We start from the raw sequence: 10,760 nt of genomic DNA, 5'->3' as shown, positions 1-10,760 counted from the left end.
GGTACAAGCTGTTGCACCGCGACATGGGACCGGTCTCGCGCTACCTCGGCCCCTGGGTTCCGCCGCCGCAGCTGTGGCAGGACCCCGTGCCCGCGGTCGATCATGAACTGATCGGGGAGAAGGACATCGCCGACCTCAAGGGCAAGATCCTCGCATCGGGACTGTCCGTGTCCCAATTGGTCTCCACCGCGTGGGCATCTGCGGCGTGCTTCCGCGGCACCGACATGCGCGGGGGCGCCAACGGGGCACGCATCCGCCTCGCGCCACAGAAGGACTGGGAAGTGAACCAGCCGGCCCAACTGTCGACGGTGTTGAAGACCCTTGAGAGAATCCAGAAGGAGTTCAACAGCGCGCAGTCAAAAGGAAAGAAGGTTTCGCTCGCCGACTTGATTGTCTTGGGTGGATGCGCAGGTGTCGAGCAAGCTGCGAAGAATGCCGGTCACGATGTGACCGTTCCCTTCACGCCGGGACGCATGGATGCGTCGCAGGAGCAAACCGACGTGGAATCATTCGCCGTACTCGAACCGGCTGCAGACGGGTTCCGTAACTACCTCAAGACTAAGTATGCAGTATCGGCAGAGGAACTGCTGGTTGATCGGGCGCAACTGCTGGCGCTCACTGCTCCTGAGATGACGGTTCTCGTTGGCGGCATGCGCGTCTTGAATGCCAACTTCGGACAGTCCCGGCACGGTGTCTTTACCAAGCGGCCAGAGACGCTCACCAATGACTTTTTCGTGAATCTGCTCGACATGAGCACGACCTGGAAGGCAACCTCGGAAGACAAAGGCGTATTCGAGGGTCGTGATCGCGAGAGCGGCGAACTCAAGTGGACCGGCACCCGTGTTGACCTCATCTTCGGTTCGAATTCCCAACTCCGGGCCTTGGTGGAAGTCTACGGATGTGAGGACTCCCAGGAGAAGTTCGTGCGCGACTTTGTAGCGGTGTGGAACAAGGTAATGAATCTTGACCGCTTCGACCTCGCCTGATCGTAGCATAAACGTATTCGAGGGCTTCTGAAGCGGATTGAGTTGCGGCAGACGGCTGTCTTCTCCAAAGCCGATCCGGAATATGGCAGCCGCGTCGCCAAGGGAGACCAGAAAACGCGGCAGGATAATAGAGGAGGTTCATATGGCTGAACTGAAAGAGGGATGCGTCAAACCGGCCAAGGGTGTTATTTTGCCCCCATCCGAATCGGCCGGTTCCGCAGGAGGAACTGCACCCGTAAAGGAGGTTGCCAGAATGGTCGCACGTGTAGGGAAACCAGCTATTGATTTTGAGGCCAATGCCTTTGTTGCCGGGAAGGGGTTTCTGCCCATCAAGCTCTCCGATTATAAGGGCAAGTGGATTGTGGTGTGTTTTTACCCCGGAGACTTCACCTTCGTCTGACCGACCGAGCTGGCGGCGGTCGCCGCCCTGTACGATCAGTTCCAGGCGTTAGGCGTTGAAGTGCTGGCTATGAGCACTGACAGCCGCTTTGTGCACAAAATATGGCAGGAGCAGGAGCTGTCCAAAATGGTGGCTGGAGGCGTGCCATTCCCCATGCTTTCCGATGCCGGAGGCCAGATCGGCAGCGTCTACGGGATATATGACGAAGCGGCCGGCGTGGATATCCGGGGGCGGTTTATCATCGACCCGGATTTCGTCATCCGAGCCATGGAGGTGCTTACCCCGGAGGTGGGCCGCAACCCGCTGGAGCTCATTCGGCAGGTCAAAGCCTTCCAGCATGTCGCTAAGACTGGAGAGGTGACGCCTTCAGGATGGCAGCCCGGCCAAACCACTCTCAAACCCGGACCGGAACTGGTGGGTAGGGTGTGGGAAGTGTGGAAACCGTGATATGAGTCTGGCGGCAGAATCACAAATACTGAGAGATGTGAGGGCTGGCAAATTGTCATCTGATGAGACTATTGTCACATCGGCGGTTTGCCGATTCAGCCATAATAGAAGAAAATCACAAGACTGCGAAAGGAGACACTAAATGAGTAAGACCCAGGAAAATGTCCAGCACGCCTTTGCCGGAGAAAGTCAGGCTAACCGAAGGTATTTGTTCTTTGCCGAACAGGCTGAGAAGGAAGGGCTCAAGCAGGTGGCGCGCCTTTTCCGGGCCGCCGCGGATGCTGAAACGGCCCACGCCCGCAATCATCTCAAGGCGCTCAAGGGGATTCAGTCCACCAGGGAGAACCTGAAGGGGGCAGTCGAAGGCGAGAACCACGAGTTCACCGAAATGTATCCCGGATTCATCAAACAGGCAGAGTCGGAAGGCGCCAAAGAAGCGCTGAAGAACTTCGATCAGGCCAACCAGGTGGAGGAGATTCATCACGGGCTGTTTTTGGCCTATCTCAAAATGCTGGAAGGGGATAAGAAGATCGAGGAGAAGCCGGTTTATGTGTGCCAGTATTGTGGCAACACGGTAGAGGGAGAACCGTCGGATACCTGCCCGATCTGTGGTGTGGGCAAGAAAATGTTCAAGCGCATCGATTGAAGCTTCTTTTGGGGTGCGGGCGCTGATGCGGTAAGGAGGGGGCGGAATGATGAGGAAAGTCATGTGCGGTCTTATGGTATTGCTCTTTGCAGTGATGGGGTCGGTGGCATGGGGTGGTTGTGGTGGAGATGGGGAATCTGAAAAGGCATCGGCTCCAACGTATATTGAGGTCAGAGACTATCAGGGGGAAAACCTCGCCTCGATCAGCGACTTCAGAGAGAACTCGATCAGCGGTCCACAGCATGTGAATGTTGAGGAGTATAAGCTGAAAATATCGGGTCTGGTGGAGAGCCCTATCGAGTACAGTTACGCCGATGTCATTGATGGGTACGCTCATCATAGCAAGGTGGTCAGCCTCGACTGTGTGGAAGGGTGGAGCGTGAAGATTCTCTGGGAAGGCCTGCTGGTTCGGGATCTGGTGGAAAACGCCAAGCCGACCGAGAGCGCCAAAGTCATTATCTTTCATGCGTATGACGGATATACCACGTCGTTCCCTTTGGAATACATCTTAGGGAATGATATCCTGATGGCCTACAAGATGAACGAGGCTGTGCTTCCGCCTGAGCGAGGTTTTCCTTTCCAACTGGTGGCGGAGAGCAAATGGGGATATAAGTGGATCAAGTGGATCACCGAAATTGAGCTGTCTGATGATGAGAATTATGAGGGCTTCTGGGAAACCCGGGGATATTCCAACAGCGGCGATCTGGACAAGGGCTTTTTCGGGGATTAGGCCAGAAAACCGCGATTAAGCGAAGGAGGAGTATATGGCAACGAAAATAAAAGTCAACGGGATGACCTGCGGCCATTGTGTACAGCATGTAACCAAGGCACTGCAGGAATTGCCTGGCGTGAAGAACGTGAAGGTGGACCTCAAATCTGGAGAGGCCGCATTTGATAAGCCGGATACGGTCACCATGGATCAGGTGGCCAAAGCGGTTGAAAAAGCCGGATATCAGGTGGGAAAGTAGGGGGCAGGAGGCTATGCTCAGAGTGATTCCCTGAGAGGGATTTAGAGAGTGCAGGGACGCTTCCCTGCCGGAGGTTTGGGGGTGTCCCCCATATCCCCTCCTCTTCCCCCATGGTTGAGGGTAAGGGGGTTGATCCGTACTCAATCAAAAGTTCATTGGAAAGGAGAAACTCGGATGGGTAAAGTCCAACTTGTGGAAGGCGTCTACTGGGTGGGAGCGATCGATTGGGGGATCAGGAATTTTCATGGCTATTCAACGCATCGGGGAACAACTTATAATGCCTTTCTCATCATCGATAAGAAAATCACACTCATCGATACGGTAAAGGCCCCGTTTTTTTCAGAGATGCTGCGGAGAATCCGGGAGATCGTCGACCCCTCGCAGATTGACTATATCATCTCCAATCATGTGGAGATGGATCATTCCGGCGCTTTACCCATGATGCTGGAAGCGGCCCCTCGCGCCGAGCTGATTACTACAGCCAAGTTTGGCGAGGCGGGGCTCAAAAAGCATTTCGGCCTGGAGAGGCCGATGATAGCGGTCAAAGAGGGGGACACGCTGGATATCGGGAAGAGGAAGCTGGTTTTTGTGCCCATACCGATGCTGCACTGGCCGGATTCGATGGTCACCTATTCGCCGCAAGATGAGATTCTCTTCTCCAGCGACGCCTTCGGTCAACACTTGGCAACCTCGGAGCGGTTCGATGATGAGGCCGATTCGGCGGTGGTAATGCAGGAGGCGGCCAAGTATTATGCCAATATTCTGATGCTCTTCGGCCATTTGATTCCCGGCGCGGTCAAAAAGCTGGGAGGTCTGAGCATCAAGACCATTGCCCCTGATCACGGCATCATCTGGCGGTCCGATCCGGCCAAGATTATCCACGCCTACTCCGAATGGGCTGCCGGGAAGACCACTAACAAGGCCTTGGTGATTTACGATACCATGTGGCATAGCACTGAGAAGATGGCCAGCGCTATCGTCGATGGCCTGATGGGGGAGGGAGTGGAGGTTAAATCCTATAATCTGACGATGTCCGATAAGAGTGATGTCATGGCCGATGTGCTCGACGCCAAAGCGTTGGTCATCGGCTCCCCGACGCTCAATAACGGCATGTTTCCATCGGTGGCGGAATTTCTGTGCTATTTGAAGGGACTTAAGCCCAAGAATAAGATCGGCGCAGTCTTTGGTTCTTACGGATGGGGAGGGGGCGCTGCTAAAGCCATAACTCAGGAAATGGAGCAGACGGGTATCGGGGTGGTGGAGCCTGAAATGACGCTGAAATGGGTTCCGGACGAATCAGAACTGGCACAGTGCACGGAATTCGGTCGCCGGATTGCCGCCAAGATGAAGTAAGGAGTGACTATGAAACGTTTGGGCTGGCAGCTCTGGTTCGGCATCGGATTGGTGATGCTGTCCGTGGCGTTGTATGGGGTCCATTATCTCCTCTTTAAAGACACCCATCACATTTTCATCTATATGGTGGGAGACATTGCCTTTCTTCCCTTCGAAGTCCTCCTGGTGACCATGGTCATCCACAGGCTGCTGAGCGAGCGGGAGAAGCAGGCCCGATTGGAGAAGATGAACATGGTGATCGGGGTTTTCTTCGACGAGATGGGCACAAAGCTGATGAGGTCTTTTTCTGAGATCGACCCGAATGTGGATGGCATCAGGAAGGAACTGCTGGTCAAGGATAACTGGTCTGAGCAGGAGTTCGCGCGTGCCAGCGACCATTTGAGGAAACATGATTACGCTATCGAAAGCGAGGGCATAAAGCTGGAGATGCTGACGCCTTTCCTGGTGGAAAAAAGGGATTTCATGCTGCGGCTGATGGAAAATCCCACTCTGCTGGAGCATGAATCCTTCACCAAGCTTCTGCGAGCGGTGTTTCACATGACGGAAGAGTTGCATGCCAGAAAGAATCTGCGAGAGCTACCGCCTGCCGACTCCGCACATATCGCCAACGACTTGAAGCGGGTTTACGTATTGCTGGTTCATCAATGGCTGGACTATATGAAATACCTGAAAACCAACTATCCTTATCACTTTTCTTTTGCCATGCGAACCAATCCCTTTGATCGGACTGCCTCCCCGACGGTTCAGTAGTCTCTCAAACCGGAAAGAAAGTTTACCGCAGAGCTCGCGGAGAGGGGGGCTTATTTGATTTCTCCGTGTTCTCTGCGCCCTCAGCGGTGGAAGTCTCCTGGTTTCGCCGGATCAGCAGCGCTCTTCCGAAAGTGGCAGGAATACCGAGAAGGTGCTGCCTTTTCCAATTTGGCTTTCTACTTCGATCCTGCCGCCGTGGGATTCGACGATGTGTTGGCAGATGGCCAATCCCAGCCCGCTTCCTCCGTCGGTGCGGGAGCGCGCCTTATCCACCCGGTAGAAGCGTCCAAAGATGTGCGGCAAATGCTCCGGCGGAATGCCGATGCCTGTGTCTTTGATGGCCATCACTGCCATTCGATCCTGGCGTACCAGCGAGAGAGATACAGTTCCACCGGTCGGCGTGTATCGGATGGCGTTGTCCAGAAGATTCAGCAGAAGTTCCTTGAGCCTGGCTTTGTCTCCTGTTACCATCGCGTTGTCCATCCGGCCCAGCTCAAAGCGAAGTCCCTTCTCCCGCGAGAGCACTTCAGCATCTTGAACCACGTCCCCGATCAGCTTGCCGAGGTCGATGGTTTCGAAGGTCATTTGTTCCTTTCCGGAATCTGCACGGGCCAGGGTGAGCAGTTGGCTGATGATATGAGACATGTGCTCTGATTCCTGCACCACAAGCTCCAGAGAGCTCCGATACTCCTCGGCAGGTCGATCCTTCTCCAGCGCCAGGGTCGATTCTGCCTGGATCACTGCCAGGGGCGTTCGCAGTTCGTGAGAGGCGTCAGCGGCAAACTGCCTCTGGCGTTTGAAGGCTTTCTCCAGACGTTCAATCATCTGGTTGAGCACTGTTGCCAGCCTCCCCAGTTCGTCCTTGGTATCCACCGGGATTCGCTGGCTCAAGTCCTTTTCCTCGATTTGCAGCGCCGTCTGGGCGATTTGGTCCACCGGCTTCAGGGCTCTCCTGGCCAGAAAAACGCCACCGGCTCCGGCCACTGCCAGGGTCAGAGGAACCGCTAATAATAGAATTCGAACCAGCCGTTCTAGGGCATCATCGATATCTGCCGTGGAACGTCCGATTACGAGTGCTGCGGAGTCAACTCTGGAAAGAACGGGTGTTGATCCGGGTGGGGCTGGGGGAAGGCCTTCCGGGGCGAAAGGGGTAACGTAAAGCCGCAGCTTCTGGCCGCCTGTCATGTTTATTGTAGAAAATGAGCTCTGGCCGGACAGAGCGTTCTCCACCAGCGCGCTATCCACCGGAACGTCAATGTTCCGGCCAGAGACGGTAACCAGGACATTTTCTGAATAGAAATAGACAATGACTACCTCACCCACGTCTTCATGGAAACTTCCCTGCCGGATATTCATCCAGAACCCTCGAGTATTGCGGAGTTCATTACTCCGTAGCTCCAGAGAGTTGTCCAGATTTTGAGTCAGGCTATGAGAAAGCAGGAAATATATGCCTATGCTGAGCGCGATCAGCAACAGTGCCAGCACCGCGAGGTACCAGATGGTGAAGCGGAATTTGACGCTGTGAATGAAGCTCATGGCGCTTTCAGCCGATAGCCTGCTCCCCGCATGGTTTGAATCAAACTCTCCTCGTTTTCGTCATCGATCTTGCGGCGCAGCCGGCGGATATAGACATCCACCAGGTTGGATATGCTGTCGAAATCGTAGTCCCAGGCGTGTTCTTCGATCATGGTCCGGGTGATCACCATATTGGGATGGCGCATGAAGTATTCCAGGATCACATACTCTTTGCTGGTGAGTTCGATGGCCTTCGGTCCGATCCGGGCCTCCCGTGAGAGGGTATTCAGAACAAGGTTGCCCACCTGAATCTCCGGAGACCGGGAGGTTCCGCCACGTCTCAGCAGCGCTCGGATTCTGGCCAGGAGTTCGCTGAAAGCAAAGGGCTTCACCAGATAGTCATCGGCGCCGGCATCCAGTCCTTTAACGCGGTCTTCAACGGCGTCTTTGGCGGTCAAAATGAGGATCGGAGTATTTATCTTATCATCCCTCAGGCTTTGGCAGACCGCAACGCCGTCTTTTTTGGGCATCATAACGTCCAGGATTATCAGATCGTATGGATTGATTCCCGCAAGGTCTTCACCTTCCTGCCCATCATAGGCCAGATCGACGGCGTATCCGTCTTCTTGCAGGCCTCGCTTGACGATATTGCACAGGCGTCTGTCGTCATCCACGACCAGGATTCTCATGGCGAACTCCCTCTTGTCGAATCAGAGCTTCCTTAGTTGATACTTATTATATTATGTCCCCCTCAACATGAATAGAAGATGAAAAACACTCAAAACCGCGGATTGGCAAATGCATCAGATTTTCGGGTTCCAGTTATATCCCACCCCACCGAGAGAGGTGTGTGCGGGGCGGCCTCGCGAGGCCGCCCCGCACACACAAATTATTCTCCCCCAAGATCGGGGGGATCAAGGGTGATGACTGTCTTGGAGACTCTCACCTATCAGTAAGGGCTACGCACATCAATCGCCGTTTTCAGCCAAATGTGAAAATTGCCTTCATAAACGCTTCATGATCTGTTCATTTTCGTTTGATACATTAAGACAGAAGCGGTCAGAAGGAACCTGGCAGAAGACCAAGTGGTGAGAGCTTGTTGAAGGGAGATCATTATGGCGCAGGAACTTCATCCGGAATTGGGTAATCGCATCAGGATTATGCTGGACCTGCTGGGAGAGGAAGAGGATGGGACCCGGCTGAGTGAACCAGAATTAGGGATTGATTTCATTGTAGCTGGCGGGTCGTGGAGTATCGGTCCCACTCTAGAGGTCTGGAAAAGTCCTGAGATCGCGAGGAAAGGTGTTTTCTGGAGGCGGGGAGGGATCGTCTATGCGAGCTGATCAGCGGTTTTCCGGAGTTTTCTATCCTGGAATGTCAGTCAAATAACCACGAGGAGGTGATACCCAAAGGAGAGAGAATGAGTGATGAATAGTGTGAGGACAACATCTCTGGTCGTGAAAAAGAGGCCGGAGAGGAGCAAAAACCAGGTTTTAGGAAAGGAGATAAGAGACAGATGGTGAAAAGTAAGAAGTTTATTCTGGTGGCGCTGCTGATAGTGGTGATAGCGGCAAGCACAGCGGTTGTGGCATTTGCCCAGACCGGCACCTCAGATGAGAGCCAGACTCCAGAGAGCCAAGAGGCGGCTTTACTGGTTAAAGTCGCCACGATTTATCAGGGGAAGACCGGTGTTGCCCTTGATACGACTGCGCTGAAGGAATCCCTTGCCGAAGCGCGAATCCAGATACGGGATGAGGCGCTGGTGACCCGGCTCCAGAAGCTGGTGGCGGATGGCAAGATCACCCAGGAGCAGGCTGACCAGTACAGCACGTGGTGGCAGGATAAGCCGGATACTCCGCTCTTCGGACAGATCGGGGGACACTTTGGAGACATGATGAGGGGGCGCATGGGTGGTCCGGGGGATTTGCCGGTAGTATAAAGGGTTGAGGAGTGGGAGGAGTAACTAAGGAGCCTCTGATCAAGTGGTGCAGGATTCCTCCTGCCGGGGGTTTGGGGGTGTCCCCCAGATTCCATTTCCTCCCCCAAGATTGGGGGTCAGGGGGTTGCTCAGGACTTATCAGAGCTTCCCTAACAGGGTTCTCCTGGCCGAAACCAGAGGGGAATCCCCTGGAAATGTCCCCTCTGGTCTATCGAAAGGTACTGATGAGGCCGGGCTGAGGAAGGATACGCGTATAATATGGACCCAACCAACCGACAGTGATAAGATCAACCTCGTGGATGAGTGAGATAAACCTGAATGAGTTAGGGGAGGCATCAAAAGCAATGAAGAAGACCATCGTAGCATTTCTATCTATCGCAATCACGGGAGCTATTTTGACATTGAGTGCCTGTGGCGGCGGATCGGATGATTCCTCTGAGGCAGCGACCCAATCCGTGGCCGTGACCAAAGGTAACCTCACAACGACTGTCAGCGCCATCGGTACCATCTCCATGCCGGAGCAGGTCAATCTGACCTTTGGCAGCGGGGGGAGTACCACCAGCACCAATACCGTCAGCGAAATCAATGTGAAGTTCGGCGATAGCGTCAAGAAAGGGGATGTCTTGGCCAAGATCGATACGGCATCGCTGGAAAGGGCCGTTACGCAAGCCCAAGCCAATTTGCGCACGGTCCAGATAAACCTGAAACAGGCCTCTTCTGAAGCGACTATTCTCAGGGCTCAAGCATCGGTGCAGAGCGCCAAGATCAGTTTGACCAGCGCTGAGGAGGACTTGAAAAACGCGGAGGACACCACTGTCGCTGATGCTGAGACCGCAGTCAGTGACGCCCAGTTGGCGCTGGACAACGCCCAGCGCAGTTTGACTGCCGCTCAAAAGAACGGAGAGGTCAGTCTGACTGAGGCTCAGAATAGCGTAAACGCGGCTCAGAAGGCGTACAACGAGTATGTGATCGAGAACATCGATATTCTCACCAGATTGGAGATTGCCGCGCAGAAGGATACGCTGGCTTGGGCTCTTCAGAAGGCCCAGACGACTCTGGAAGTGACCCAGGGAACCATTGCCAGCTCTTTGGCCAACGCTGAAAGCAATGCGACCAAGGCTCAGGCAACACTCAACGAAGCAGAGGAGAATCTGGCAGCAGTGCAAGCGGATTCAGTAGTAATCCAGCAAAAGCAGATTGCGGTGATGACTGCCAAAGCGAATCTGGCTCAAGCTCAGGATGATTTGGCTTATCTGGAGGCGGGCTATGATATTGAACTGTTGCAAATCAAAGTGGATAACGCTCAGGTATCGGTGGATGAGGCCAATGACCAGCTCGAGGCGGCGACTATTGTGGCCCCCTTCGATGGCGTTATTGCTGCGGTCAATGCCGATGTGGGTGACAGGGTGACCTCTACAGAAACCATCATCACCCTGGTAAACACCAGCGTGGTGACAGTCGATGCCTCGGTTGATGAGACTGATGTGGCCAGCGTTAAGGCCGGACAAACGGCTATGATTACCTTTGATGCCTTGACCAATGTCATGATCAGGGGCAAGGTGACAGCGGTGGGTACATTGGCCGCATCGCAGTCCGGTGTGGTTACGTATGCTCTGGCTATTGAACTCCCGGATGTGGAGGGGCTCGGGATAAGGGATGGCATGTCAGCTACCATTGAGATCACGTCGATGCAAGCGGAAAACGTTTTGCTGGTACTGACGAAGGCAATCAGCAGAAGCGGAATGAACCAGGTTGT

The 10,760-nt window shown here is 54.2% G+C and carries 12 protein-coding genes; 10 read left to right on the top strand and 2 right to left on the bottom strand.

Going from position 1 to position 10,760, the window contains the following annotated elements:
- From PHV74_10420 to PHV74_10390, 7 genes are all read left to right on the top strand, one after another.
- Positions 1-986 (top strand): catalase-peroxidase (locus PHV74_10420; GenBank protein ID MDD5094775.1); only part of this gene is annotated, 986 nt, incomplete at its 5' end.
- Positions 987-1,128: 142 nt separating this feature from the next.
- Positions 1,129-1,833: a thioredoxin-dependent peroxiredoxin gene (gene prxU / locus PHV74_10415; GenBank protein ID MDD5094774.1), complete on the top strand. Its 705-nt coding sequence runs from the start codon at positions 1,129-1,131 to the stop codon at positions 1,831-1,833.
- 142 nt (positions 1,834-1,975) lie between these two features.
- On the top strand, positions 1,976-2,479 hold the full coding sequence (locus PHV74_10410) for a rubrerythrin family protein (protein ID MDD5094773.1): 504 nt from the start codon (positions 1,976-1,978) through the stop codon (positions 2,477-2,479).
- Between the two features lie 46 nt (positions 2,480-2,525).
- A complete protein-coding gene (locus PHV74_10405) occupies positions 2,526-3,209 on the top strand; it encodes a molybdopterin-dependent oxidoreductase (protein MDD5094772.1) in 684 nt (227 codons plus the stop codon).
- A 34-nt stretch (positions 3,210-3,243) separates the two neighbouring features.
- Entirely contained in the window at positions 3,244-3,447 is a 204-nt protein-coding gene (locus PHV74_10400) for a cation transporter (protein ID MDD5094771.1), read from the top strand.
- A 174-nt stretch (positions 3,448-3,621) separates the two neighbouring features.
- The gene (locus PHV74_10395) at positions 3,622-4,800 is read left to right on the top strand and encodes an FprA family A-type flavoprotein (protein ID MDD5094770.1); all 1,179 of its coding nucleotides are present in this window, start codon (positions 3,622-3,624) and stop codon (positions 4,798-4,800) included.
- A gap of 9 nt (positions 4,801-4,809) precedes the next feature.
- Positions 4,810-5,550, top strand: coding sequence for a hypothetical protein (locus PHV74_10390; protein ID MDD5094769.1), 741 nt, complete (start codon positions 4,810-4,812; stop codon positions 5,548-5,550).
- 111 nt (positions 5,551-5,661) lie between these two features.
- On the opposite strand, the gene PHV74_10385 is transcribed toward PHV74_10390, so the two are convergent.
- Both PHV74_10385 and PHV74_10380 read right to left on the bottom strand, forming a co-directional pair.
- Positions 5,662-7,086 carry an ATP-binding protein gene (locus PHV74_10385; GenBank protein MDD5094768.1) on the bottom strand — a complete coding sequence of 475 codons (1,425 nt, stop codon included), beginning with the start codon at positions 7,084-7,086 and terminating at the stop codon, positions 5,662-5,664.
- Positions 7,083-7,754 (bottom strand): response regulator transcription factor, encoded by a 672-nt coding sequence (locus PHV74_10380; protein MDD5094767.1) that lies wholly within the window; start codon positions 7,752-7,754, stop codon positions 7,083-7,085. The genes PHV74_10385 and PHV74_10380 overlap by 4 nt, the downstream gene beginning before the upstream one ends.
- Before the next feature lie 426 nt (positions 7,755-8,180).
- Between PHV74_10380 and PHV74_10375 the strand changes: the two genes are divergently transcribed.
- The 3 genes from PHV74_10375 to PHV74_10365 form a co-directional block, all read left to right on the top strand.
- A complete protein-coding gene (locus tag PHV74_10375; GenBank protein ID MDD5094766.1) occupies positions 8,181-8,408 on the top strand; it encodes a hypothetical protein in 228 nt (75 codons plus the stop codon).
- Between the two features lie 173 nt (positions 8,409-8,581).
- Complete coding sequence (locus PHV74_10370) at positions 8,582-9,004, top strand: hypothetical protein (GenBank protein ID MDD5094765.1); 423 nt, start codon at positions 8,582-8,584, stop codon at positions 9,002-9,004.
- 344 nt (positions 9,005-9,348) lie between these two features.
- Positions 9,349-10,760: HlyD family efflux transporter periplasmic adaptor subunit (locus PHV74_10365; GenBank protein MDD5094764.1), on the top strand; the 1,412-nt coding region annotated here is incomplete at its 3' end.

Source organism: Dehalococcoidia bacterium (assembly GCA_028711995.1).
Lineage (GTDB): Bacteria > Chloroflexota > Dehalococcoidia > SZUA-161 > SpSt-899 > JAQTRE01.
Note: the sequence above shows the minus strand (reverse complement) of the source record. Positions and strands in the feature narration are given on the sequence as shown.

What these genes read in the sequence shown, in the direction of transcription:
- PHV74_10375 (MDD5094766.1), top strand. Translation starts at nt 8,181, where the DNA reads ATGGCGCAGGAACTTCATCCGGAATTGGGTAATCGCATCAGGATTATG.
- PHV74_10385 (MDD5094768.1), bottom strand. Translation starts at nt 7,086, where the DNA reads ATGAGCTTCATTCACAGCGTCAAATTCCGCTTCACCATCTGGTACCTC.
- PHV74_10395 (MDD5094770.1), top strand. Translation starts at nt 3,622, where the DNA reads ATGGGTAAAGTCCAACTTGTGGAAGGCGTCTACTGGGTGGGAGCGATC.
- PHV74_10390 (MDD5094769.1), top strand. Translation starts at nt 4,810, where the DNA reads ATGAAACGTTTGGGCTGGCAGCTCTGGTTCGGCATCGGATTGGTGATG.
- PHV74_10370 (MDD5094765.1), top strand. Translation starts at nt 8,582, where the DNA reads ATGGTGAAAAGTAAGAAGTTTATTCTGGTGGCGCTGCTGATAGTGGTG.
- PHV74_10400 (MDD5094771.1), top strand. Translation starts at nt 3,244, where the DNA reads ATGGCAACGAAAATAAAAGTCAACGGGATGACCTGCGGCCATTGTGTA.
- PHV74_10410 (MDD5094773.1), top strand. Translation starts at nt 1,976, where the DNA reads ATGAGTAAGACCCAGGAAAATGTCCAGCACGCCTTTGCCGGAGAAAGT.
- PHV74_10380 (MDD5094767.1), bottom strand. Translation starts at nt 7,754, where the DNA reads ATGAGAATCCTGGTCGTGGATGACGACAGACGCCTGTGCAATATCGTC.
- PHV74_10405 (MDD5094772.1), top strand. Translation starts at nt 2,526, where the DNA reads ATGATGAGGAAAGTCATGTGCGGTCTTATGGTATTGCTCTTTGCAGTG.